This window comes from Comamonadaceae bacterium M7527, assembly GCA_021044545.1.
GTDB lineage: Bacteria > Pseudomonadota > Gammaproteobacteria > Burkholderiales > Burkholderiaceae_C > RS62.
Map to the genome: position 1 here is coordinate 1,264,771 of CP087990.1, position 23,911 is coordinate 1,288,681.

At 59.2% G+C, this 23,911-nt stretch carries 34 protein-coding genes; 9 read left to right on the top strand and 25 right to left on the bottom strand.

The features are described from left to right. Nucleotides 1-3: 3 nt before the first annotated feature. The 15 genes from LN050_06100 to LN050_06170 form a co-directional block, all read right to left on the bottom strand. Nucleotides 4-1,326: a phage tail tape measure protein gene (locus LN050_06100; protein ID UFS55428.1), complete on the bottom strand. Its 1,323-nt coding sequence runs from the start codon at nt 1,324-1,326 to the stop codon at nt 4-6. A gap of 10 nt (nt 1,327-1,336) precedes the next feature. Then, nucleotides 1,337-1,639 (bottom strand): DUF4035 domain-containing protein, encoded by a 303-nt coding sequence (locus LN050_06105; GenBank protein ID UFS55429.1) that lies wholly within the window; start codon nt 1,637-1,639, stop codon nt 1,337-1,339. 44 nt (nt 1,640-1,683) lie between these two features. After that, entirely contained in the window at nt 1,684-2,049 is a 366-nt protein-coding gene (locus tag LN050_06110) for a phage tail assembly chaperone (GenBank protein UFS55430.1), read from the bottom strand. A 4-nt stretch (nt 2,050-2,053) separates the two neighbouring features. Further along, nucleotides 2,054-2,464: a hypothetical protein gene (locus LN050_06115; protein UFS55431.1), complete on the bottom strand. Its 411-nt coding sequence runs from the start codon at nt 2,462-2,464 to the stop codon at nt 2,054-2,056. A gap of 47 nt (nt 2,465-2,511) precedes the next feature. Continuing rightward, entirely contained in the window at nt 2,512-2,856 is a 345-nt protein-coding gene (locus tag LN050_06120) for a DUF3168 domain-containing protein (protein ID UFS55432.1), read from the bottom strand. A 9-nt stretch (nt 2,857-2,865) separates the two neighbouring features. After that, nucleotides 2,866-3,357 carry an HK97 gp10 family phage protein gene (locus LN050_06125; GenBank protein ID UFS55433.1) on the bottom strand — a complete coding sequence of 164 codons (492 nt, stop codon included), beginning with the start codon at nt 3,355-3,357 and terminating at the stop codon, nt 2,866-2,868. Beyond that, complete coding sequence (locus LN050_06130) at nt 3,350-3,700, bottom strand: phage head closure protein (protein UFS55434.1); 351 nt, start codon at nt 3,698-3,700, stop codon at nt 3,350-3,352. The genes LN050_06125 and LN050_06130 overlap by 8 nt, the downstream gene beginning before the upstream one ends. 7 nt (nt 3,701-3,707) lie before the next feature. Then, nucleotides 3,708-4,325 carry a head-tail connector protein gene (locus tag LN050_06135; protein UFS55435.1) on the bottom strand — a complete coding sequence of 206 codons (618 nt, stop codon included), beginning with the start codon at nt 4,323-4,325 and terminating at the stop codon, nt 3,708-3,710. Nucleotides 4,326-4,351: 26 nt separating this feature from the next. After that, nucleotides 4,352-4,801, bottom strand: a complete 450-nt coding sequence (locus LN050_06140) for a hypothetical protein (GenBank protein ID UFS55436.1) — start codon at nt 4,799-4,801, stop codon at nt 4,352-4,354. Between the two features lie 29 nt (nt 4,802-4,830). Next, nucleotides 4,831-6,180: a phage major capsid protein gene (locus LN050_06145; GenBank protein UFS55437.1), complete on the bottom strand. Its 1,350-nt coding sequence runs from the start codon at nt 6,178-6,180 to the stop codon at nt 4,831-4,833. Nucleotides 6,181-6,307: 127 nt separating this feature from the next. Next, the gene (gene sppA / locus LN050_06150) at nt 6,308-7,246 is read right to left on the bottom strand and encodes a signal peptide peptidase SppA (protein UFS55438.1); all 939 of its coding nucleotides are present in this window, start codon (nt 7,244-7,246) and stop codon (nt 6,308-6,310) included. Further along, the gene (locus LN050_06155) at nt 7,243-8,727 is read right to left on the bottom strand and encodes a phage portal protein (protein UFS55439.1); all 1,485 of its coding nucleotides are present in this window, start codon (nt 8,725-8,727) and stop codon (nt 7,243-7,245) included. Before LN050_06155 ends, sppA begins: the two co-directional genes overlap by 4 nt. Before the next feature lie 32 nt (nt 8,728-8,759). Further along, nucleotides 8,760-10,466: a terminase large subunit gene (locus LN050_06160; GenBank protein UFS55440.1), complete on the bottom strand. Its 1,707-nt coding sequence runs from the start codon at nt 10,464-10,466 to the stop codon at nt 8,760-8,762. A 5-nt stretch (nt 10,467-10,471) separates the two neighbouring features. Then, on the bottom strand, nt 10,472-10,882 hold the full coding sequence (locus LN050_06165; GenBank protein UFS55441.1) for a phage terminase small subunit P27 family: 411 nt from the start codon (nt 10,880-10,882) through the stop codon (nt 10,472-10,474). Nucleotides 10,883-11,086: 204 nt separating this feature from the next. After that, nucleotides 11,087-11,242, bottom strand: coding sequence for an HNH endonuclease (locus LN050_06170; GenBank protein UFS55442.1), 156 nt, complete (start codon nt 11,240-11,242; stop codon nt 11,087-11,089). A 331-nt stretch (nt 11,243-11,573) separates the two neighbouring features. Here LN050_06170 and LN050_06175 point away from each other — a divergent pair, with 331 nt between their 5' ends. The 5 genes from LN050_06175 (at nt 11,574) to LN050_06195 (ending at nt 13,265) form a co-directional block, all read left to right on the top strand. After that, nucleotides 11,574-11,777 carry a hypothetical protein gene (locus LN050_06175; GenBank protein UFS55443.1) on the top strand — a complete coding sequence of 68 codons (204 nt, stop codon included), beginning with the start codon at nt 11,574-11,576 and terminating at the stop codon, nt 11,775-11,777. Further along, entirely contained in the window at nt 11,774-12,217 is a 444-nt protein-coding gene (locus LN050_06180; protein ID UFS55444.1) for a DUF3489 domain-containing protein, read from the top strand. Before LN050_06175 ends, LN050_06180 begins: the two co-directional genes overlap by 4 nt. A gap of 7 nt (nt 12,218-12,224) precedes the next feature. Then, entirely contained in the window at nt 12,225-12,584 is a 360-nt protein-coding gene (locus LN050_06185) for a hypothetical protein (GenBank protein ID UFS55445.1), read from the top strand. Between the two features lie 98 nt (nt 12,585-12,682). After that, nucleotides 12,683-13,048 (top strand): hypothetical protein, encoded by a 366-nt coding sequence (locus LN050_06190; GenBank protein ID UFS55446.1) that lies wholly within the window; start codon nt 12,683-12,685, stop codon nt 13,046-13,048. 10 nt (nt 13,049-13,058) lie between these two features. Then, complete coding sequence (locus LN050_06195) at nt 13,059-13,265, top strand: hypothetical protein (GenBank protein ID UFS55447.1); 207 nt, start codon at nt 13,059-13,061, stop codon at nt 13,263-13,265. A 2-nt stretch (nt 13,266-13,267) separates the two neighbouring features. Here LN050_06195 and LN050_06200 read toward each other — a convergent pair whose 3' ends face one another. Beyond that, a complete protein-coding gene (locus LN050_06200) occupies nt 13,268-14,548 on the bottom strand; it encodes a site-specific DNA-methyltransferase (GenBank protein ID UFS55448.1) in 1,281 nt (426 codons plus the stop codon). 44 nt (nt 14,549-14,592) lie between these two features. Here LN050_06200 and LN050_06205 point away from each other — a divergent pair, with 44 nt between their 5' ends. Next, a complete protein-coding gene (locus tag LN050_06205; GenBank protein UFS55449.1) occupies nt 14,593-14,814 on the top strand; it encodes a hypothetical protein in 222 nt (73 codons plus the stop codon). Nucleotides 14,815-15,084: 270 nt separating this feature from the next. Here LN050_06205 and LN050_06210 read toward each other — a convergent pair whose 3' ends face one another. The 8 genes from LN050_06210 to LN050_06245 form a co-directional block, all read right to left on the bottom strand. Continuing rightward, entirely contained in the window at nt 15,085-15,480 is a 396-nt protein-coding gene (locus LN050_06210) for a DUF6362 family protein (GenBank protein ID UFS55450.1), read from the bottom strand. Continuing rightward, nucleotides 15,473-15,697: a hypothetical protein gene (locus tag LN050_06215; protein ID UFS55451.1), complete on the bottom strand. Its 225-nt coding sequence runs from the start codon at nt 15,695-15,697 to the stop codon at nt 15,473-15,475. Before LN050_06215 ends, LN050_06210 begins: the two co-directional genes overlap by 8 nt. Further along, nucleotides 15,694-15,894: a hypothetical protein gene (locus LN050_06220; GenBank protein UFS55452.1), complete on the bottom strand. Its 201-nt coding sequence runs from the start codon at nt 15,892-15,894 to the stop codon at nt 15,694-15,696. Before LN050_06220 ends, LN050_06215 begins: the two co-directional genes overlap by 4 nt. 12 nt (nt 15,895-15,906) lie before the next feature. Then, complete coding sequence (locus LN050_06225) at nt 15,907-18,225, bottom strand: phage/plasmid primase, P4 family (GenBank protein ID UFS55453.1); 2,319 nt, start codon at nt 18,223-18,225, stop codon at nt 15,907-15,909. Next, entirely contained in the window at nt 18,218-18,505 is a 288-nt protein-coding gene (locus LN050_06230) for a hypothetical protein (protein UFS55454.1), read from the bottom strand. Before LN050_06230 ends, LN050_06225 begins: the two co-directional genes overlap by 8 nt. Before the next feature lie 79 nt (nt 18,506-18,584). Then, nucleotides 18,585-19,013 carry a DUF6511 domain-containing protein gene (locus LN050_06235; GenBank protein ID UFS55455.1) on the bottom strand — a complete coding sequence of 143 codons (429 nt, stop codon included), beginning with the start codon at nt 19,011-19,013 and terminating at the stop codon, nt 18,585-18,587. Then, nucleotides 19,010-19,708, bottom strand: a complete 699-nt coding sequence (locus tag LN050_06240; protein ID UFS55456.1) for a hypothetical protein — start codon at nt 19,706-19,708, stop codon at nt 19,010-19,012. The genes LN050_06235 and LN050_06240 overlap by 4 nt, the downstream gene beginning before the upstream one ends. Before the next feature lie 54 nt (nt 19,709-19,762). Further along, entirely contained in the window at nt 19,763-20,248 is a 486-nt protein-coding gene (locus tag LN050_06245) for a hypothetical protein (protein ID UFS55457.1), read from the bottom strand. Nucleotides 20,249-20,730: 482 nt separating this feature from the next. On the opposite strand from LN050_06245, the gene LN050_06250 reads away from it, so the two are divergent. From LN050_06250 to LN050_06260, 3 genes are all read left to right on the top strand, one after another. Then, complete coding sequence (locus tag LN050_06250; protein ID UFS55458.1) at nt 20,731-21,066, top strand: helix-turn-helix domain-containing protein; 336 nt, start codon at nt 20,731-20,733, stop codon at nt 21,064-21,066. 203 nt (nt 21,067-21,269) lie between these two features. Continuing rightward, nucleotides 21,270-22,151 (top strand): hypothetical protein, encoded by an 882-nt coding sequence (locus LN050_06255; GenBank protein UFS55459.1) that lies wholly within the window; start codon nt 21,270-21,272, stop codon nt 22,149-22,151. Continuing rightward, nucleotides 22,093-22,842, top strand: a complete 750-nt coding sequence (locus LN050_06260; protein ID UFS55460.1) for a Fic family protein — start codon at nt 22,093-22,095, stop codon at nt 22,840-22,842. Before LN050_06255 ends, LN050_06260 begins: the two co-directional genes overlap by 59 nt. A 102-nt stretch (nt 22,843-22,944) precedes the next feature. Here the strand turns inward: LN050_06260 and LN050_06265 are convergent, their stop codons facing one another. Next, on the bottom strand, nt 22,945-23,910 hold the full coding sequence (locus LN050_06265) for a hypothetical protein (GenBank protein ID UFS55461.1): 966 nt from the start codon (nt 23,908-23,910) through the stop codon (nt 22,945-22,947). Nucleotide 23,911 lies beyond the last annotated feature (1 nt).

Sequence of the window (23,911 nt, forward strand, 5' to 3'; positions counted from 1 at the left end):
AACTCAGGTAGCCCTGGTTTCATAGAGGTCGATGATGCGTTGGCGGTCCTTGAGGATGCCAGACTCTGTATCCACCAGGCCTTGCAGACGCTTGAGCTCACTGTCAATGCCCGCCATGGCCGTGGCTGTGACGGCCGTGGTGGCGGTGCTGTAGTTCAGGCGCTTTCGGGGCGCGGGTGCAGTTGTTTCAGAGTTGCTCGCATCGGTGCCTTTTCGAATGTCATCAAAGCGTTTGGTGACCGCATCGGCCAAGAGCGGCATGTCCCACAGCTCGACATAGTTCTGATTGGCCTGCTCGACGATCGCGTTGCGTTTGTCCAGCGCCGCTTTGAGGCGTGCACGGTTCTCTTCAGAAAATGGATTGAGCCCCTCGCCACCCGCTAAAAACGTCCCCGCCAGCTCAATGTCTGCCCACACCGCCTGGAAACTGCCACTCACCGACTTGATGGTCTGGCCAATGCCGCGCAGGGCGTCGATGACCACGGCGATGGCGTACGCCGTGGTCTGCGCCCAGGTGGTGAGCGAACCATCGGTGCGCAGGCGCTGGATACCGCCCACCGCATCGTCCGCTCCAAAGAGTACCTGCTTGAGCTCCTGTGCCAGCACCGTCATGGACGGGATGGCAGCCGTAACCAGGGTCTGCGCGACAAAGCCTGTCTCGGCCTTCATGCGAGCCAGCGCCTTGGAGGCGTTGTCCGCTTCCTCGATCTGCTGGACCGTGAGCCGAATATTGAGGTCCTGGTTTTCTGCAAGGTCCTTGAGGAAGGGCAGCATAGCCGCGCCCGACTTGCCAAAGAGCTCCATGGCCAAGGCTGTCTTGCCCGCGCCATCCTCAAATTCGGAGAGCTTTAAGGCCACATCGTTCATGACTTCGGCCGGATCGCGCAGGTTGCCGCTGGCATCCTTGGCCCGTATGCCCAAAAACTGCAGCGCCTTGGTGGCACCGGCCGTTTCATCGTCCACACCCGCCAGACCTTTGGAGAGTTTGGCCAGACTCCCGCCAATGGCGTCCATCGCGGTGCCCGAGATGGTAGCCACGGGCGCAAAGCCTGACAGCGCCGTGGCACTCGCCCCGGTTTGCTCAGCCAGACCTTGCAGCGCTGCCGAGGTCTCCAGGGTCTGGGTCACAAAGTCACGCAGTGCTGCCACAGAGGTGGTGCCAATGACCACCGCAAAAGCGGTTCGGGCAACGCCAGCGACCTGCTGCAGCGAGGCTTTCATGTCCGAGGCGTGCTTATCCAGCAAACGCGCACTGCGCCCGAGATCGGCCTGAAACTCGGCGGTGTCGGCTGCAAGTTTGATGACCAAGGAGCCGATATCAGCCATGGGGGTTGCCTTATCTCTTGATGCGGTGCGCGAACATGGCCTTGAAGCGGGCGATGTTCAGGCTTGCTGCATCTGCTTCAGACGCCTTGGGTTGATCTGAACGGTTTTTCTTATCCACAAAGGGCATGAAATCCTCCGGAGTGAAGGGCTTGCCCTCTTTGCTGCGGTGGGCGTTGGCCAAGGTGGACGCGACGATGGCCGAGCGCAAGTCCGCCCGAAAATCCCCAAAGGGCTCCAACTGATAAAACGCCATCCACTCGGTGAGCTCGTCAGAGCCCATGCGCGCCAGCAACTCGCGCACTGGCAGACCCAAAGCCAGCGCCAGCCGAAACACAAAGCGCCGGGCGGGGCTGGCGATCAGGCGTTTTTTGCGGCTTGTGCCTCATCGGTGCCGATGCCGTTGAGGCGCTGGGCCACAGCAAACACCCGGTCGAGCGCCCGGGCGCTTTTGCGGCCCAGGGCGTCGATGTCGCCATCTTGGAACATGCGCTCGCCCGACTCGCTGCACAGGGTGAGCGAGACCAGGCGCGCGCGCACGTTGTGCATGCGTTGATCGTTAGACGAGGTGTTTGAATCCCTCGTGATCAGGCTGGCTTCAAAGGCGTCGCGGTCGGTGCCGGTCATGGTGCGCACGTACACCTGACCGCCCCATTCGGGAACGCTCACGATTTCGCGCGGCAGGTCGTCGGCAGATAGGATGGCTTCTTTGGACAGGAGGTTCATGGGTTTAGCTTTCTGTGATGTCGCCGTCGATTTCAATGGTCACGCTGGCTTCAACCACCGCGTCCACCCCGCCTTGCACGCTGAACTGCGTGACATAGCCGTAAAACGTCCAAGTGGCTGCAGCCACATCGGTGAAGGTGATCCGAAACTGACGACGGGCGCGGTTGGCGCGGTCGGTGCGCAAGCCCTGGTGCACTGCGTCTTCGGGGTTGTAGTGAAGGCTCAGCGAAAGCTGGCCTTCGTCGCGCAGGCCCACGCGTTTTTCTTTGGAGGTTGAGGCCAGATTGGTCACGTCAATGACCGAAGCCTGGCCTCCGGGCCCCTGAAACGAGACCACGTTGGGGATGGTTTCAAAGGTGGTGGTGCCAAAGCGGGCAATGGCAATGCCCTGTGCGGTGATGGCGGTGCTGCTCATGCTCGTGCTCCTGTTGTGCGGTGAAACTGGTGTGGGCTGAAACGGATTCAGCGGTGGTAGGTGTAGTCCACGCTCACCCGGTACAGCCGGGCTTGCGCTTCAAATTCACTGAGCCCCATGCGCACATCGGCGATGGTGCTCTTATCGGCCAATAGCGCCGCCAGGACCTGGTCTTGCAGGTGAAAGGCCTCCTGGTAGGTTCTGGCGTAGGTGTCGACCTGCACGCGTACGCGCTGCAAGCCACGTGACAAATTTGGCCCGTCGATGCCAAAGATGTGCTCTTGCGCAATGGGCGTGTAAACGATGGCTGGGTACTGTGTGCCTTCTGGAGCGACCAGGGCGTACACCTCACCACCGGCCAAGTTCTGGATGGCGTCAAAGAAGTCCTGCACCGCTGTGTCCTAAGGTCTTGTGCTGAATTTTTTGGCTTCCATCGCCACGCGCTGCTGCAAGCGCTCTTTCATGGCCTGAGCGGCTTCGCGCCGTTTGGCCTCGAGCGCCGGACGCAGAAATGGGCGTGCCGCCATCTTTCGGGTGCCAAACTCCACAAAGCGCCAATACCAGGCGTCCTGGGACAGGTTGCCTTTTTTGCCCTGCTTGCGGTACTTCTTGCCGTGGCGCACGGTCACAAAGAAGGTCTGGCGCGTGAGGCTGGAGAGCTCGGGGATGTGCTTCATGATCACCGAGCGCTTGAGGGTGCCCGGTGGGGGCTGGTTCGGCCCCAGAGACTGCTGCGCCTTGGGCGCCCGGGCGCGGGCTTCTTCGCGGACAACCTTGGCCCCGGCGTACACCGACACACGCAGGCCGTTTCTGGCAACACGATCTGGCAATTCACGCAGGGCTTTGCCCAGTTCTGCCAGACCCTCGATCTTGACGGTTTCACGTTTAGCCATCGTCAAGCCCTTCGCAAGCCAACAAGATGAGTTTGACCCGGCGCTCGTCTTCATCAAGAGCCGAGTGGATGTTGAACACCCGGGCTTTGTAGAGCACGCGCATCTGTGCCACTTGGTGGGGGTTGTCAAAAAGGCTCTGGTGGCGCACCGTGATCTGGTGGGTGAGTTCTGCCGAGATACGACCAGCAATCACCGCTTCACGTCCTGACAGCGGCTGAATATCAGCCCAGACGGTCGCCACATCGAGCCAGGTGCGGCAGGGGCCACCCAGGCGGTCTTTGGTCGTGCTGGGGCGCTGGATCCTGATGCGGCGCGTCAATGCGCCTGCTCCGATTGGGTTCATAAAGGCCTCATATCAGGGGTACTTTGTAGGGATCGAGCAGGCCATCGACAAAGGGCAAGGGGTCAATCCGACCTCGGGCCATCGACGCGACTTCCTCGCGGTGGGCGTACAGACTGCCCAGACGCAACTTGATCCAGCTTTTGAGGCCTTCGGGCACATCCGCTGCGCTGCCATACCCGGCATCGAAGGTCACCGAAACGGCACCGATTTGCGGCAAGGCCACAGGCCAGATCTGACCAAAAACTGGGGTGATGCGGGCAGGCTCACAGGCCTTGTCCACCGTGTAATGGGCGGAGGGCATGACTTGCGAAACACCTGCCATGTCTAGATAACGAATTTCCACCACCGACGCCATAGGCGACTTGGGCAGCAGAACGGCATGTCCGGGCAGCGTGAAGGTCTGCCCTACGGGCACACCCATCAGGCTGGGTCCGGGAAAGCTGTCGAGCACCATGCGCCAGCGGGCCGTGACCAGCTGCCTCTGGGTCAGCATCTCGGCGGCCTGGCGGGCTGCCGAGATCAGCGCCTGAATCAGGGCATCGTCCTCGCCAAAGTCCACACGCAGGTGGAGCTTGGCCTCGGCCAGCGAGATGGGCTCGGCCGCTGGCGGGGTGATCAACTGCATGGGCATGCACCGCTCTCCCCTTCAGATCAAACGATCTGAGCCACAGCAGCTTGGTTGGCTGTTTCGGCTGAAGCCAGTCGCGGGTTGACGCCCAGCAGCTGCGCCGAGGTGTTGGCTGCAGCGGCAGCCACCGTGACCACGAGGCGGACGAAGGCAAAGCCATTGTTCACATCGAGCTCTTCAGGGCGCAAGTTGATGAGCGCCTGACGGTTGGCACCGTTGCTCGCCTGGGTGAGTTGCGCGATGGATTTGCCTGTCACGTCCTTGGCACCCGTGCCGTTGGTGTCCTGGGCCTGCTGCAGCTTGGCGTCAACAGTGGCACCTGTGGCCAGAGCGCCGGTTTGAACCAGCGCCAGCAGGCCATGGTGGGTGCTGAGCGGCACCCAGCCAGTGTTGGCGACACCCGGTGCCTGATTGCCCGGGTCGAGCGTGGCCAAAATAGACAGCTGCTCGCTGGCTTTTGCATTGGGAAACATGAGGGTTCTCCTTCAGAGTAGGGCGACGATCAACGTGCACCCAGTTGGACAAAGGGCGACAAGGTGGCGTTGCCCTTGGCCGGTGCAATGGGCGCTGCGATCTTGGACTGGCCATCCATGCGGAACGTGGTCCGAAACGCCGTGAGGTCCGAGTCGAAGTACAGGTGCATGGAGGTGGCCGTTTGCATGCCCCCGGCCTTGGTGATGGTCTGGTAGTACGACAGGTCGGCCAGCAACACATCGCCCGCCGCAGAAAAGCTGTTGGCGTGCTGGGAGACGAACACCGGGCGACCCAGCAAAGTGCCGTAGGGCGAGACCTGGATGCCGCCGACGGGCAATCCCGTGGGCAGGTAAATCGGGTAGTTGCCCAGCATGAGCGTGAAAAGCGCTGGCAACACGTCGTTGTTGACGATCCACACGGCCTTGCCAAATGAGCCTGGCGGCAGGCGAGAAATCATCTTGGCCAGGTTCTGGGCCTGAAGGGTCTGGGTGACCTGGCCCGACTCCTTGGCCACCGTCACCGTGGTCGCATTGGTCATGCAGCCCACCGGCAGGCCGGTGCCTGCGCCAAACAGGATCGACTCGTTGGTCTTCCAGCGAATGGAAGTGGCGATCTTGTCGGGTAGGTAGGTCGACAGCGCATTGGTGTCGTCCAGCAACTCATCCGTCACCGGCACCAGGGCCATGAGCTTTTTGAGGCGCAAGGTGGACAGGCCCAGCACCGGTTTGGTGGCACCGGCCGGATTGGCTTCGCCTTGCCAGTAGGCTCGAATGCCGTTGGTGCCCCAGGGCGTGGTTTCGTCCTTGGGGAAGGCCATGGTGTTGCCCGTGATCTCGACGTTGTCGGTCAGCGGCAGCAAGGAGTCTTCACCCAGGGAGAGCTGGAAGATTTCTTGCGCGAATTGGGGCGGCACCAGAAAGCCACCATCTTGCGCCGAGCCTTCGTTGCCAAAAGAGGCAGGGGCGACGGCACCGCGACCGGAGCCAATCAGGAGGCGCTCGTCGATGGCGCTGCCGGGGTTTTGCGCCTGACGCACGGTTTTGAGGAAGTCGCCCACGGTTTTGAAGCCGTGCTTGGGGTCGGCTTCGAGGTTGTCGGTGACGGAAATCACCGTGGCTGTGTGACCATGGGAGACTGCTGAATAGGCTGCGTTGTTCACATTGGCCACGTTAGCCATATGCGCCTCTTCGGCAATCAGGGCAGCCTCGCGGTCGATGGCTGCTGACGCCGCCTCGATCTTGGCCTTAAGGGCGTTGAAGGCATTCAACTCCTCATCGGTCATGTCCCGCTCTTCAGATGCGGCGATATCGGTCAGGGCACGTGCGTCCTTGACCAGGGTGGCTTTGCGAGCTTGAAGCTCGCGCAATTGCTTACTCATTGGTGTTGCTCCAGAAATAAATAAACCGCCCAGGCAGCAAGCACAGGGCGGCGGTTTGAGGCGCGACCAACGGGTCGCAGGTGGTCGGCAACCCTCAACGGAGGACTGCTGAATTTGGGAATAAGATTCAGATCAGCGCGAGGGCTGCTCGGGCCTGACCAAGCCGAGATGCACCCGGAGGCTTTTGAGAGACGACGGTCATTTGCATTTTGGCCAGCACATCGTCGAAGGTGGCAATGCCGTCCACCATCTTGGCGGCAAGAGCTGCATCGGCACCTAGCACCCGACCTTCGCCCATGCCATCACGCACATCGCCAACCGTGACGCCCCGACCCTTGGCCACGGCTTTGATGAAGGCGTTGTAGTAGTCGTCCACACGGGACTGCATGAAGGCCTGGGCCTCAGGATCCAGCGGCACATACGGGTTGCCCTCAACCTTGAACTTGCCTGCCGAAATCAGGGTGGGTTTGACCCCCTCCTCTTCCAGCGCCTTCGAGTAATCAAAGTGGGCCTGCCAGACACCGATGGAGCCAACCTCACCACCCGGGGTGACATAGAACTCACCGGCCGAGCAACCGATCCAATAGGCGGCCGAGGCGGCCAGGCTGTTGGCAACAGCCACCACGGGCTTTTGAGCCCGGGCTTTGACAATCTCGGCGGCCAACTCGGCCACACCGTAAACGCTGCCGCCGGGGCTATCGATATCGATCAGGATCTGGCCCACCGTGTCATCCGCCAGGACCTGGCGCAATGCGCTTGTGAATTTCTGGGTGCTGGTGCTGCCCGGCCCCGAGATGTCATCGACCATGTTGCCGCGCTGCGTGACCACCCCATAAAGAGGCAGGACCGCGATGCCAGCTCCGGAATGGGAAGAGGCACGGTCTGTTGCGAACTGTTTACGCGTATCCCGCAGCACCCGGTCCGTGTTGATCTGAAACAGAGTCTCTTCGCTGGGGGGCACGTCAGAAGACCAACGGGTGAGGACGGCAGTCATGGCCTGCAGGCGTTCGGGCATCAATGCCCAGGGCGTGGTCAAAAATTCAGAGATCAGAAGTTGCTTGTTCATTCATGCGTTCCAAGTTCGATGAGCGCTTGCGCCAGTGCATGCTCATCGGTAGGTGTTTCAATGAGGGTGGCCCATTGCTCAACCCGTGAAGGAGTCAACCCAAAGGTCTCAGAGATCAAATTCACTTCTTTGGATCCGATCACACCGGTCCTGCTGATGCGGCGTGCCAGACGCTGTGCATTGACATGAACCAAACCCCGCAGCCTCTGGCGAATGGCTTGATCAGACCCGGGGTCTGCGTCAGGTGAGGTCGTTCCGTCTGTCGCTGCAGTCTGTGACTCCAATGCCTCGGCCGCGTCTTCTTCGACCATGTTGAGCGGGCGAAGAGGCTGATCCAGTCCAGAAATCGGGTTGAGGTTCTCGGCGATGCGAGCCTCGTTGCGGGTAAGCCAGCCGTTTTGGATGCCGCTTTGGTAGTAGGCCGAGCGACTGGCCGCGTCACCGCGCATCAGGTTGGCGAAGTCGAATTCGATTTCAAGCTCATCGCCGTCCAGCATCAGGTCCGCTTCGATCGAAGCCTCCCATCGCTCGGCCCATGGCGTCATGGTGTGCATGACGAACTCCAGGCTCTGCTGCTCAATGTTCGAGAATGTCGCCCGATCCAGGTCCGCGATCATGTGTGGCGGCACACGAAAGAGGCGAGCGATGTCCGTGATCTGGAACTTGCGCAGCTCCAGGAACTGGGCGTCCTTGTTCGTGACACCCACCTCATGGAACTTCATGCCGTTTTCCAGCACCAGCACCTTGCCCCGGTTGGCGCCGGACTGGGCGGCCTGATAAGACTCCCGGAAAACACGCTTGGCCTCGGCATCTTTGAAGTTGCCCGGAAACTCGATCCAGCCGCCCGTGGGCTTGGCATCATTGTTGAAGAAGCGCGCACCGTAGTCCTGAGCTGCCAGTGCCATGCCCAGGCTTTCGCGCGACAGTTCAATGGGACTAAGGCCCAGCAAGCCGTCCGAGGACAGGCCACGCAGGTGCCAGACTTCGCCACGGGGCAGGACCAGCTCATGGCCTGCTTGGTTCTGAATCCGATATCGGTAGTCACCTTCTGTGAGCAGCTCAATTCGCACCCGGTCCGGATGGATGGGAATCAGCTCGGTGATCTCGCCTCGGCCGTTTGCCAGAATCTGGCAGAAAGCGTTGCCACGCAGGGCCAGGTGCCCCTGCAGCATCTCACGCCACTCGAACGGGTTCTGGTACCGATTAGGCTTCTTGCCCAGCAACCGGTAGAGCCAGTGGTCCGTCACCCGGTCCTTGCCACCATCTGCCCGAGCGCGGTAGACCACCAGCGGCAGCGAGGCCATGGTCTCAGACAGGATGCGCACGCAGGCATAGACCGCAGCCAGGCGCATGGCCGAATCGGCCGAGACGCGCATGCCCGAGACGCTGCGCACAGATACAGGCTCAAAAAAGAAATCGCCCCATGGGGAGCGATCACTTGTGGAAGCTTTGAATCGGTCAAAGAGGTTGAAGATTCCCATCGGTAGTGTCAGAAAACGCGCCTGCCGTCTCGTTAGAGCAGCATCAGCTCGTAGTCGGATCCCAGCACCACCGAGTCCCCCGGTTTGATCGCCCGTGAAAGGGCCATGATCAGTGCCACGATGCCGTCGATCTTGTTTTCTGCTCGCTCCTTGCGCGGGTAAATGTTGTCTTTGACGTCCGTGTGGGCCACCACGTTGCTGGCCATCCAGGCCAATACCGGGTCGCCGTCATGGACGAGCTTCTTTTGTAGGACCAGGGCTTCAAGCGTCTTCATCGGTTCGCTGAAATTGAGCACCGTGGGACGCACCTCGATCATGGGCAGGCCCTCGGAGAGCATCCGGGTGGACAGCTGTGTGGCCTGAAACGGATCGAAGGCCACGGCCTCCACCGAGAACCGGGATGCGATGTCCAGCAGATCGGCCTCGATCCAGCTGAAATCGATCACGTTGCCCGGCGTCACCGACAGGCGTCCGGTGTGCGCCCAGCCCTCGTACTGGCTGTTGCCCGCAGCCTGGACCGTGTCTTCGGGCAGGTAGTACTTGCCAAACACGGCATATGCGTCGGGTGTGTCAGGGTGCTGAAACACCATGACGAGCGCCGCAATGTCCGTCTTGCTGGCCAGGTCCAGGCCCACCCAACAGGGTTGCCCGAGAAACTGGTCCAACTCCAGATCGGGGTTGGTGCCCGCGTCCCAGGCACGCATGTCCATCCAGGCCTTGTCCGCGCTCACCCATTCATTGAGGTGCTTGGTCTTGAAGTTGTTGACCGCACTGGGCAACTGCATGGCCTTGGCCTGCAGGGGCACCAGGATCTCCTCGCGCACCGAGATGCCCCAGTTGGGGTTGGCCTTGATGAGGGAGTCCTTGATCGTCCAGTCGTCGCCTTCATCGAGGCCGTAAATGATCCCGAACTGAGAGTCATCCTCGAACACCCGATTGAGCAGCTTGGTGACAAAGCTCCTGACCTCGTAACAAATCCCCGAGCGGTTGCTGCCAGCCGTGGTGATCACCCACAGCAGCGAGTTGTCCCGCTTGCCGGTACCGGTCTCTACCACGTCATAGACCGTTCGGGTCTTATGGGCGTGCAGCTCGTCAATACAACCGAAGTGGATGTTCAGGCCGTCCAGCGTCGAGCCCTCAGCTGAGAGCGCTTCGAACTTGGAGCCGGTTTGCAAGACATGCATGTTGTGCGCACCGACGTTCACCGCGAACCGGTTCCTAAATCCCGGACTCAGGCGCGCCATGGTCTGGGCATCGCCAAAGACGATGCGGGCCTGATCGCGGGTGGTGGCCAGCGAGTACACCTCAGCGCCACCCTCGCGGTCGGCCGCCAGCATGTACAAACCCACCGCCGATGACAGCGTGGACTTGGCATTGCCCCGAGGCACCTCGATGTACGACCGCCTGAAACGGCGCTTACCGTCCGATTTGACCCATCCGAATACCGTGGACAGGATGAACACCTGCCAAGGCTCCAGAACAATCATCCGGCTGGCCAGTGGTCCTTTGACGTGGGGCAGACGCTCAATGAAAGCGCACAGGTTGTCGGCTGGCCTGTAAGGCCTGCCGTAGCGGTCCACGAGTTCAGGATTGAACTGGTAAATGCTGCTCTTGCGTTTGAAGCGGATCAGGTCATCAAGTTGACGCTTGCAGGCCCTCTGAACCCACTCGCAGGTCAGGATCTCTCCCGATACGACGCGCTGTGCATATTGTTTGGCGCTCGCAGCGTATGTGCTCATCGGTTCTACCCAACAATGTCCTCCCAGAGATCGAGCTCTTCGCCCGGTCGCTCGTTTGGAATGGAGATGCGCGAACGCGATGCAGGCGTGAACCCCATCTCGATCGCAGCCTTGGTCATGATCTGTGCCTGCTTGTTGGCAATGGCCAGGTACGGCGACTGCATGGGCACACCGCTGTGGGGCGCCTTCACCAAGAGCCCCGTTTTACCTATACCCGCCTGGGCCTGTCGGTACAGGTCTGCCGCGCAAGCCCAGATCTCCAGCACGGACATGTCCAGCTTGCGAATCAGGGTGGGTGGCGCACATTCAAGCGCGTAGCGCCAGGCGGCCTTGGCACCTTCAGGCATGTAGTCCGGAGGCTCGACCAGCAAGCCCTCTGGGATGGGCTCGTGGTAGTTGGTCCGGCATGGCTGCAAGGTCCCCTTGATCTGCTTGACTTGAGTCGGCAGTGGCTTGCGTCCGCCCATAAATCACCCGCTTGGTTTGATGTTCATTTGATGCACGGCCTTTGCTGCGCAGGTTTAAGGGATACCCCCCTTGTTCAATTTGCACGCACAAAAATTTGCGCAAGCCCACGCATCTTGGGCGCCAGTCTGTAGAGATTCAGACCCCCTACCCCCTCAGGACGGGGTCTGGTTGCGCAGGGATGCCGTCTCTGAGGCGGTCTTGGCGTTGTGACAGGGCACGCACAGGCTTTGCAGGTTCGCTCGCTCAAAGCGCTCACCGCCAAGCTTCACCGGAACGATGTGATCGACCACCTTGGCTGGTTGCAACAAGCCCTTGGCCTGGCACCTGCAGCAAAGCGGGTTATCCCGTAGCACCGCTGCACGCGTGTTGCGCCACCTGGCCGATTGATAGAAGCCCAGCTCGGTATCGAACCCACGCCGCGCACGCCCGTACTCACGGTGCACTTGGGGCTGGTGATTGCTGCAGTAGCCAGGCACGTTAAGCACCTGCGCACAACCCGGATATCTGCATGGAGTAGGCGCACTTCGCGGCATCTCAATCGGCTTTCAAGGAATAAGCGACAGCTTCAAAAATTGACTTGGCTTCATCTTGATTCAGAGCGTCAATGCTCCACATCCAATCAACACAAGGAGAAAGCGCATGAAATCAAGCCAAGAAATCGACCAGCTGTTCAACCGCATCGCGAACGAACACCTCTACATCGAAACCCTGGAGACCCAGCACAGAGACCGGCTGGACTTTCACGAGGTGGCGGTATGGGGCATCAAGTGCGCGCTGGCCGCAGCCTACGCCGCAGGACTTGCAGAAGCAAAAAAATTACAAGCATCGGAAACTCAATCATGAAACTCTCAGACACCCAGCGCAGCCTTCTCGAAGCCGCTGCCATCCATCCCGACAAACAACTGGCCAACTTCCCGGCCAACCTCAGAGGCGGCGCTCTGGCCAAGGTGATCAACGCATTGCTCAATGCAAAGCTGATCGAGAGCAGCAATCACAGCCCCGATTTGTTTCAGATCACGACCGATGGCATGCAGGCGATTGGAGCCACGTCTCAAGCCAAACCATCAGCACGCGAAGGCACCAAGCAGGCGGTCTTGATTGAACTGCTCAAACGCCCAGAAGGCGCCACGCTGCCCCAGATGACCGAGGCCACAGGCTGGCAGGTACACACCGTGCGCGGGGCGATGGCCGGTGCACTCAAGAAGAAGCTGGGCTTGGAGATCACCTCGGAAAAGAAGATTGGCACAGACCGCGTCTACCGCATCACCAACCCAACCGTTTAAGGCTCACATGAAGACCATGACCATCACGATCGAACGCAAGCCCATGACCATCCAATTCGATGGCAAAGACATGGAAGTTGAAGAACTGAGCATCCGCCTCCCCTTTGGACGCAAGTCCGCAACCATGAGCGAGATCGCGGGCAGCGAGGACTGCAACGTCTACATCACTGAGACCCGCGAAATGGAGCCTGCAGAGTTCGACAACTTCGCTAAGAACCTGCTCAAGTCTCGCGACTGGCTCAAGGGCAAAGGTGGTTATTACGGTGATGGCAGGCTGTGTGTCGAAGTACACGCGCCAGGTCGCCCTTACCTTTTTATCGACCCATCTGGATCGGACTATGGTCGCTATGTGGCGCGGCTGGGCTGATCTGTTGGGAACAAGCGACTGATCAAAAAAATTTGATGAATCGCTTTACTTTGCCCCCAAGTAGAGCGTTCATAGAGGCATCGCAACAAGGAAAGTCCATGCACATCAACAACACACCGACAACACAAAACGAGGCCATGGGCTTTTGGGGAACGATGGGCGGTCACGCCTGCGTGGCCTGGCCCGTAGCCATACAACAAATTGCCGAGGTCACAGGCGAACCTCTTGAATCGGTCCGGGCATTCCTGGACAGCAAGCAAGGCAGGCACTTCGCCGATTCGGTCCGAGACGGACTGGCCGCAGGCCTTTCGATCAACGCTGCTGTCTCCCAAGCCATCGCCAAATGGATGGACTGGAAGATAGGCCGCATCACCTCAAGGGAAACCGGCATTCCAAGGGGCTTGCCCTATTTGATTGGCTTTGTCATCCAAGCACAGATCATCGAAGACGCCCAGACCGCTTGAGGAGAGCACCATGGCAGCCATTCACACCACACAGCAGACCGAAAGCAACTACGACCGCTTTATCGCCGAACTGACCACGCTCACCCGCAAATACGGTGTGGCCATTCAATCGGTCGGTGGCATGTACCTGGCCGACGAGCGCGGTGAGTTTGACAAGCTCACCTACACAGCTGACATCAGCAGTGGCGACTTGTACCCGAATTTCTCGGGCAACTGAGATCAGGCACTAGCCACCGCAGGGGCATCCTGCCCCTGTGCGGTAGCTGCATTGATGGCCAGCTCACCGAATTTCACGCCATCGTCCTCGCGCACCGCCTGCTGGCCGGTGTATTCCTCCCAGCGTTTGATGATCACGTCCACGAACTTGGGATCGAGTTCAATGAGGCGGGCCTGACGCCCGGTCTTCTCACTGGCGATCAGGGTGGTGCCCGAACCCCCAAACAGGTCCAAAACGATGTCCCGGCTCTTGGATGAATTCTTGATGGCCCGCTCGACCAACTCGACCGGTTTCATGGTCGGATGCAGGTCGTTGACCCGGGGCTTGTTGTAGTTCCAGATGTCCGACTGGTCCCGGTCCCCGCACCAAAAGTGGTCCGAGCCCTGCTTCCAGCCATACAGGATGGGTTCGTACTGGCGCTGGTAATCCGCGCGACCGAGCGTGAAGGTGTTCTTGGACCAGATGATGAACGTTGACCATTTGCCCCCTGCCTTGATCCAGGCCTTTTGCAAGGTGTGCAGCTCGGACGAGCTCATGCACACGTAGCAGGCGCCCTTGGTGACCAGGAGCAGGTTCAGGCAGGCGTCGTACAGGAACTGGAAGAAGCCATCGCCCAAGTCGTCGTTCATGATGCGCCGGTCTTTGCCTCGCATCTTGTCCTTGGCGCTGTTGCCGTAGTCCACGTTGTAGGGTGGATCGGTAAAGGTCATGTCTGCAAGCTGTCCGCCCATGAGGCGCTCCACATCCGACAGGATCGTTGAGTCGCCACAAAGGAGGCGGTGGTTGCCGAGAATCCACAAGTCCCCAGGTCTGGAAACAGGATCTACTGGTGCTTCTGGGATTGCATCATCTTCAGTCAAACCACCGCCTGACTCGTCGCCATTGAGCAGCTCTTCGAGCTCCTTGTCGGTGAAACCCATCAGGTCCAGATCAAAGTCGGCCGCTTTGAGCTCGGCCAACTCGAGTTTCAAGAGCTCGTCATCCCAGCCAGCGTTCTCGGCCAACCGGTTGTCGGCCAGGATGTAGGCCTTCTTCTGCTCGGGCGTCAGGTGCCCCAGCTCAATGACCGGCACATCCTTGAGACCGAGCTTGCGCGCAGCCATCAAGCGACCGTGGCCAGCAATCAAGCCCTTGGCACCGTCCGTGAGGATCGGGTTGGTCCAGCCGAACTCGGTGATCGAGGCCGCGATCTGTGCCACCTGGGCATCGCTGTGAGTGCGGGCATTGCGTGCATAAGGGACGAGCGCGTCCACTGGGACCATTCGGATCTCAGGATGATTCATGGGGGTGACCAGTAAAATCGACCGCAAAACGAGAATGTTCAGCAGTGCAAATCAAAGTAGTTCGCGGGGTTCTGGCCCGCAAAAGCCCGACTGAGGCCACAGCATCCGGAGCAGGCTTTACGCCGCTGATTGCTGGGACCTACGAAGTGGGATCAGAAATTCATAGCCGTCTGGAAGTTCTCCGCGAGGGAAAACCGACCGTGTACCTGCCGCTTGAAAAGCTGGCGGAGTACGAGGCAGCAGGAGAAATCGAAGTTCATCGATAGGAGTCGGACAACAGTCAGTAGACGTCGATGTCATCGACTGTCTTTGACTATTCCTCGACTGTTTCGGGGAAGTTTCGGGGTGTCATCGACTGTGTGTGACTGTCATCACTGTCTCTGCACTCGTTTGTCCACCGTAGATGAAAATGTAGCTGCAAATCGCTGAAATGTTGCAGCGTGTTTTGGCACCAAAAACCGCGCATTCACTTTTCAGATTGAATTGCGCCGCGCATTCACGCCAAAACACGCTAATTTCCTCTCTGGTTCGAATCCTCACAGTTTGGGTTGCGCTGACTGCCTGTTGAGCAGATCCGCCACCACCTGCATGTCCCGCTTCCAGCGTCTCCACGCCGTCGTACGGTCACAGGCAAAGCGTTTGCTGATCTCCACCCAGTCAAAGCGCTTGGCCCGCATCCACACCAGGTGCCGCTCATCGAGCTCGAGCAACTGCACCCAGCGCATCACTTCGAGCATGCGTTCCACGTCCTGAGGGGACGGGGGCGGTAATCGGTACACCTTGTGCGGATCCGGGTAGGCATCACTTGGCAGGATCACTATGGGCCAGGTGCTGGCGTAGCCCTGCACCATCACGCGTGGCAGGCGCCTGGCCGTTCTGGCCGCATCGACAAATCGGTCTGCCACCGTCTCGACTGTCCAGGCTTCAACCATGGCCACCTCCTGTGGTCTGCACAGGGCGCTGGCCATAAAGTCGCTCGCCAATGGAACGGATGAGCTGGCGCTCCAGGAAATCAAGCCGCTCGTCTTCTTCCGAGACGACCAGGATGTGCTGCTCGCGCCACCCCTGGCGCTTGGCCGCCTCGACGTCCATGGGAGTGGCCTGCATGCGCCCAAGGGGCGATGGGTAACGTGCCGGAGGGATCTTCATACCTGCCCTCCAAACGAAATATTCCGATGCGCCGCTGGGAAGTCAAAAACGGACTTGTCCGGTTTTGACAATGGGTCTGACGCTTTTGACGGTACAAAACACTCCTTCTCTTTATGCGCGTCTACGCGCCCGCGTAAAGAACCAATGTAATGACTCGTCAGTTGCGTCAAAGAGCCAATATCTGAAATCTTTTTCATTGAAATTTCCTCTCAATCATCGTTGTACGGATAGGACCGGGCAGGCAAAGAGGTGGGCTGTTTGAGGTCGATCCCCTGATAGCCACGCACGCCCATGGAGTTACGCCACTTGTCAAAACGTCTGGCCAATAAGGCGTCTGAGAACCGGCGCTGCGTGCCTATGTACTCACCACTGAGTTCGGCCCACTGCTTCCAGTCGTTGAAGAGCGTGGCCGTCAATGCCTTGTGATTGACGCCCAGATTGCAGCGCTCAGTCATCCACCGCCCCATAGCGTCCTCAGCCTCGAAGTACTCTTCGGTCGCGCTCACCACAGACTTGGGCTGGCTCAGACCTTGGCTTTGCCAAAGCAGACAGCCCTGGACGGCCCAGGCCATGATTCCGTCGCGCTCAGCCAGCAGCTTTTCGGTCAGGAGCGGATCGCGCTTTTCTGGAGGGACCGTGATCGTGAAAGGGATCAGGTGCATGCGGCGGCGCATGGCCTCATCGATGTTGCGGATCGCAGGCTTGTGGTTACCGGCAATCAAGAGCTTGAACTGCGGTCTGTAGGTAAAGAAGTCCTGGTGCATCAGGCGGGCCGTGATGTCGTCACCACCCGTGATCGCTTTGATCTTGGATTCGTTCCAGCGCCTGCCCTGCTCTGTCTCAGTTGCCGAAACAAAGCGCGCACCGCGCAGTCCTGCCAGATCGGTGGGGTGCCGGTCCGAGCGCGATTCCATGAAGGTGTCCATGGGAGCGTTGGCGGCATAGTCGCCCAGCACCGTGGAGATCACGTTCACGAAGACCGACTTGCCGTTTGCACCAGTGCCGTACAAGAAAAACAGTGCGTGGGTGCTGATGTCGCCTGTCAGGCAGTAACCCACCACTCGCTGCAGGTAGTCCTGCAACTCGTCATCACCCCCTGTGACGTTGACCAGGAAATTTCGCCAGACCGGGCAATCCCCCTGAGGGGTGGCCGTGGTCACTTTGGTCATGCGGCGCTCGCGGTCATGCGGACCACGTGCACCAGTTCGCAGATCCACGATGCCACCAGGCGTGTTGAGTAGCCAGACGCTTGAGTCCCACTCATCGACCGAGGCACTGTGGCGCGGCTCGGAGCGCACAATGCGCTCGATCGCCGAGATCGTTCCAGAACTGGCCAAGCGACCTTTGAGCTTGGTGCCATCGGCATGCACTGAAGCTGCCCGGCAAATCAGGCGACACAGGTGCATGACATACAAGGCCTTGTCGATGTTCCAGCGCACGCCGTTCCATACAAGCCACTTGCTCCATGGTGCGCAGTAGCGCCATTCCTCGGCGAACTGGTGAGAAAAGGCCATGGCCAGCCCATCCTCGTTCGTGTAGTCGATCCCATCGACCAGCTGCATGGGCGTGTGCGCGTCAATCTGATGCACGACCGGCACGCGCTCGCCCACGGCAAGAAAGCCAGCTATGTCAAAGCCGTCTTGCACCGCATCGGCCACATCCCAGCCCTCGGGCTTTTCTGCCGGGGGCTGCAAGATGACGCAGGACTTGGCCCCAGCCTGCATGATGGCCTGCGAAGCATGATCGGCATATTGCCAGCCAGGTTTGTCGCGATCTGGCCAGATCAGGACGTGCTTGCCAGACAGAGGGGACCAGTCGGTTTTCTCAACCGGTGCGTTGGCGCCGTGCATGGCCGTGGTGGCGCACACACCCAGATCAATCAATGCTTGAGCGCACTTTTCGCCCTCCACCATCACGACCTGCTCAGCCTTGAGCATGCCCGGCTGGTTGTACAGCGGACGCGGCTCAGGTGGAGCCATCTTGCGGCGGCGCACATCCCATGGCCTGAACTCCTTGCGGCCCGGCTCTGGGTCGTAGCGGTACACCACGGCGATGAGTTTTCCGCTGGCATCCTGGTAATCCCACTTGGCTGTTGCAGGTCCCAGCTCATCCACTGCAGGGGCTTTGGCTTTGCTCGCGGCCACCGCGCTGGCGGGCATGGCTGAGACGCGTCCGAGCCAACCTTTAGCCCGTTCGAGCACCTGGGGAAACTGGGCCTGCACATCGAGGTTGTAGCAGCGGGCGACGAGGTCGAGGATGTCTCCGCCCTCACCCGTGGCGCGGTCGGTCCACAACCCCACCTTAGGACCAGAGAGCAAAAGCTCCAGGCTGTCGCCCGGCCCTCCCATCACATCGCCCACCAGGTATTTGTTCTGGCGGCGCTTTCCTGAGGGCCAGATATCCAGAGCCAGCAAGGGCAGCTGGTCATTCAAGGCTGCGCGGATTTCATCCTTCTCTCGGGCAGCGTCAGCACTGTCCCCTGCCACCTTGCGGGTTGGGCCACCGGGGGCATCATTGAAGTCAAGCATGTGCACCTCCCTTCTGGGTTGTGCTCGTATGCCCGGCCTGTCGGGCTGCGTACCCAACTTGCCACTTGTGCAACTCCCGGATGCGATAGCGCACCATGCGACTGATCAGGTAGAACGGGATCCCCATCTCGGCTCGTTTGCGAGCGTCAATGAAGTAGTACAGGGGAAGATTCAGTGCTGTCGAGGCCTGCTCGGCCGTCACGAATGGCTCATCTGTGAAATCGCCGACCGAATGAACTGGCTGCGGCGGTAAAGAAATCGTTGGATTGGTGTTGTTCATGAAAACAGTCTTCCCTGCAGGCGGCTTTCGCCGCCCGCATCGGTTGGTTTTTGAAAATTGAGTAGACGCTCCGCCGAACTCAGTTCATTGGCGGCGCATCCAGTTGCATGCGAACGGGCGGATACTTGCTTCGTTCGTGTTCCTGCACCATGGCCTCGACATAAGTCGTGACCACGGCATTGATCAACGCAAGGGCCTCTTGCTGGGTGTAGCTCGACAGCGCTCGGTCCATACCGATCTCGCTGGCCGCCTCGCCCAGCGGCTTGAGACACTGCTGCATGGCGGCCAGTTCTGCGTCGGATGGATCAATCACGTCTGCTCCCGTTGGCAGCTGTCCCTCGCGCTCGAGGTAGCGCACACCAACCGCGTACAGCCGGTGGAAACAGACCTGGCAGCGCAGCGAGCAGAAGATCCAGTCGATGGGGTACCGCTTGGGGTGCCCCACCTTGAAGCGCAGATCCACATGACCGAAGCCTTTGGCTTGACGGAAACACACCCAGCATTTCATGCAACCTCGCCATCACTGCGCCCATGCAGGTCGACCCTGAGCATTACTGGGGCGCGGGGTGTAGCTGGTCCCCGACTGGGGGCTGGCGCCGCTGCTGTGGGAACAGCGGTTGCAGGAGCACCACCGGAGCCGTGGCCCCCACCCATGCCACCATCGCGTTGCAGCTTGGCCTGCATCAGTTCTGCGTACTCTTTGTGGTCAGGCTCCATCACCAGACGGATGATGTTGCGGTACTCGCCCTGGCCATCCTTCTCAATGCCGATCCGGGCTGCGAACTCGGCGCCATCCAGGTCGCCGAAGCTGCGAATTTGACGAGCACGCTGTGCTTCGGGTGAGTTGTCATCCGGGTGGATATTGCGCGAGCTGTTGAGTACCGCCTTGATGAAACTGCGCCCCATCTGGCCCCAGGTCGGTCCCTTGTTGGAATGCAGACCGACATTGCTCCAGATCTTGCGTTTGGCAAACGGGCCTGTGAGCAGCACGAACTCGCAGGACAGAAACACAGCACCGGTTTCGTCCGACGCCGTGGCATAGCCGCCTGTCCAGCCCTTGCTGGCGTCGTCATAGCCGCCGGGTTTTATGGCCATTCGCACCAGGGCCTGGGTACCTTTGGGGATCAGGTTGAACTCGCCTTGCTGGGCATCGGCATCATTGAAATCAGACCAAGCGGCCTGGTGGTAGTTGTCGTTGTTCATTGAGAAATCTCCTTTAATTGGTGGTGTTTGGGTGAAGATGAAGGCTTTGGGCGCTCAGAGCTGAACATCTCCTACCCAGCGGATCTGGAAGGTGGGCTCGGTGATGAGTTCCTTGCGGGCGGGCTGAAATGCCGCACGCAACAGTGGATGCCAGCGGGCGTAGTCCTGCTCGGCCACCGAGAACTGGACCTGCATGAAGTCCTGTACGCGGTCACCAGCAACGACCATCCGTTCAGCGATCTCAGACAGGTGCTGCTGGTCCCAAACGATTTCTTTGGGCTGCGAGACATCGATCTGCAGGTCACCGTCATCGATGCGGAACCTGGCCGCTTCCTCTTGGCCAAGGCTCTCGGCATGGCGAATCTGATCGGCGTAGCGGATTTCCATAGCCCGGTTGATCCGGCCACGCATCTGCAGCGTCCAGTCATTGAGCTGCTGCACTGCGTTGCTGAAATGGGCCAGCTGGTCTTTGGGCAGACGGCTGATCTGGCTCTCGGAGAGGTCAGGCAAGGCCGCCTGTTGCAATTGGAGGTGATTCATTGGGGGCTCCTTAGGCAGTAGCTCGTTGTGAGGTGGAGACGTGCTGGACGCAGTTCTCGAAGGCAATCACGGCATTGAGGGGATAGTTCACCCGCTTGCCCAGCTTCAAGTAATGGGGGCCACGCCCTTCCATTCGCCAACGTTGGAGGGTCTTGGGACTCATGCCCCATCGCGAGGCCAGGTCGGCTTCGCTCAGGACTTGCCGTGGGGGCATGTATGGCTCTGGGGCCATGACGCTCAAGGGGTTGAGCGTTGAAAGCGCTGGTGTTGCTAGCAGCATGGGTCACTCCTTTCAGAGAGTTGAGGGACAACGCTGCTATTTCAGGAAATCAACGGGGAACTGATAAGGAACTGAATAAGGAACTTTGGCGATATCTCCAGTTCCTTAATCCCGCACGGAACTCTTTCGTTCAAAGAAATTCACCTTAAAAGTCAATATATGCACTACTATGATTCGTAAGAAGTCTTAAATCACCGCTTACATGAAAACCTCATCCCCTGCGCCTTTGCCCGTCGTGCGCAGCCTAGATCGGCTTGGACAAGCGATCTCGCTTGCGCGCCGTCGCCGACACCTGACGCAGCAGGATCTGGCTGAACGCATTGGTACGTCCACCCACACCGTGCGCCGTATCGAAGCTGGCCACCCAGGAACTGCACTGGTGCATTTCGCAAGAGTCATGCAGGTGTTCGGGGAACTCGACAAGCTAGATCAGTTGCTCGAAACTTCTCAGGACACCATCGGCCTAACTCTGATGGACGAGAAATTGCCTCAGCGTGTACGCAAGCCCCGCAAGACACCGGAAACTGGGGCGTTTTGATGGCGATTCAATCCATTCATCCAAGCTGGCGGCACCGATGAAGGGGTGCATGCAAGCGCCGATCACTCATGGCTTAGTTCGCTGAATCACCCCGAAAAGCAAAGTAATTTTCAGAGCAATATCAAAGTATTTTTATAGAAAATAACAAAGTAATTTTCAGATCAATGGTAAAGTAACCTTCACGGAAATACCAAAGTAGATTTATGAACTCATCACGCGGCAAGCCCAAGGGCAATCCGAAGCTCGTCGCTGCACTGAAAACCCTTAAGCGGCTTCAGGAAAAGCACGACGGCGTTGTCGAAGCCTCAGACCTTAAGGACGACGAGCAGCGCATCCTGTTGGTCGAGACGGGGTTTCTGCGACCCGTGATGAAGGGGTGGTACATCTGTAGCAGCCCAAGCGACAACGACGCAGACACCACTGCGTGGTACGCATCCTTTTGGGCCTTCGTTTCAGGCTACCTGGGCAAGCGCTTTGGCAAACGGTACTGCTTGAACCCGGAGGCATCACTGATGCTCCACACGGGCAACACCACCGTGCCCAGACAAGTCACATGCGTCACGATCGACAGCGGCACATCCAAGGTGGATTTACCCTTTAACACCTCACTGCTGGTCTATCCGGACAAAAACCGGGTTTCCAACGCACGATTGGAAGTACGTGGCTTGCAAGCCTGGCCTGTTGCCGAAGCTTTGTGCTTGGTCGGGCCTTCGTTCTTCGTGAACAACCCGCGTGAGGCCGAGATTGCTCTGGCCACGGTTCGACATGCCTCCGAACTGCTACCGACGCTGCTGGCTGGCGACAAGATGGTGACGGCAGCAGGCCGGTTGGCCGCTGCATTCGAGTTCGTCAAACGTCCCTATGAAGCCGAGCACATTCAGAAGGCTTTCGCCAAGCTCAAGATCACACTCAAGCTGGTCAATCCCTTTGAATTGGCCGAGCCAACCATTACGCCCAGCAAAGAACGCTCACCTTATGTGCTGCGACTGCGATCAATGTGGGCTGGATGGCGCCAGGATGTGATCAATGTCTTCCCCCTCACCATGCATCAAGCAAGAGGGTGCCGACTATCTGGTACAGGTTGATGAGCGCTATGTTTCTGACGCCTACAACTCCCTGTCGATCGAAGGCTATCGCGTCACCGACGAATTGATCGAGCGCGTAGCCAGCGGTGACTGGAACCCAGATGGTGACTCACAGCACAACAGGACCCGGGACGCGTTGGCTGCAAGGGGCTATTACCAAGCCTTTCAGGCAGTCAAGGAAAGCATTGGAAAAGTACTGGCAAAGGACAACGCAGGTCTGGTAGTCAAGCGCGATCATCACGAGTGGTATGCCGAACTGTTCGGCGCCTCAGTGACCGCAGGTATCGTCGAAGCAAGTCAGCTCACCGGTTATCGGCGTGGTCCGATTTTTATTCGCAATTCGATGCACACGCCACTGCCCAGCGAGGCCTTGCTGGATTCACTGGAAACGCTGTGGGACTTGATCGAAACCGAGCCGGAGGCCAGCGTTCGCGCCGTACTTGGACATCACCTCTTCGTCTTTATCCATCCATACTTCGATGGCAACGGCCGTATCGGTCGCTTCCTGATGAACACGCTGCTGGCATCCGGCGGCTATCCATGGACGGTGATTCGGATGAGCAGGCGAGATGTCTACATGAAGGCACTGGAGGCAGCGAGCGTCCAGGGCCAAATTAAGCCATTGGCCGAATTCATTGCTCAAGAGATGAATGAATGGTCGCCAGAGCGCGAGACCAAGAACAAGGGATAACCCGGTCCCTGTGCAGTCTTGAACCAGATGACAGAAGTGCATGTATCTAACATCGCCAATGTTGGATATCAGTTTTCTTGTTAGATGACAGTCTGAGGCGAGTTACGCCCCCATCCAAGTCAGCTTGTAGAGCCCAAGCCTGCGCTGCCGGCTGACCAGTTGCTCGTACGCATGCAATGGTCCCTCATAGACGGGATCACCTCGGTTTGCGGCCTTCAACTTGAACACGTCCATTGGCTTTTCGCTGTCGAGTCCTGCCGCTCGCATGATGAATTCCGACGATTGAGCCCGATCACGGTGCTCCCACAGGGCTGCAAACACTCGGGTCTGGGCATCGGTCAAACGAATGGGACCTTGCGGCCAGTCCTCCAGGTGCACCCAGGCGAAGTCTTCACTGAACGGCCCATGGACAGCCACGCTCGGGATGCCATCTTGCAGAGCATCGGCTTTTTCACCTTGGTCCGGATTGAGCAATCGCAATGCCAACCCGTGCAAGGCGAACCGGTCCTCAAGTTGCCACCAAGTAGCCATCCCCGCCAGCGGATCCAATGGTTGTCGCACCAACGGCCGTGGTGTGATGACCCAGCTTTGGCTGCGTGGCTCAGGCCCATGAAAAATCCGCAGCCCGTGACGCTCCACCAAGTCAATACGGCGCGCAAGCACCACCGGCCGCTTCTTGTACCGACCAATGTCCCACACGCCATCAACGATTTGAGTGGCGGTGGCGTGCGGCGAAATGTCCAATGCGCCACGCAGCTTTCGGATCAGCCATTCGTCGTCCAGCCTCCAACTGCGCTGACTGGCCGGATCCAGCGCAAACGGGCCACAATCCGGACACTGCACCATGAGCCCATCGTCCGTTCTGAAGATCGGGCCACGGTACAGGCCGCAGAAAGCACAAAAGGCATCCTGGCTGTTGACGACACCGGGCACAACGGCCTTCACCTGTTTGAGAGCCTGTAGGGCTGCAATTTCTTCATCGTGCAGGCTGCTCTCAAAAGAAGCGCTGCCTCGCACGAACATCAAAGCGGCCAAGCTGATGGCTTGCTGATTGAGGGTCAACTCCATT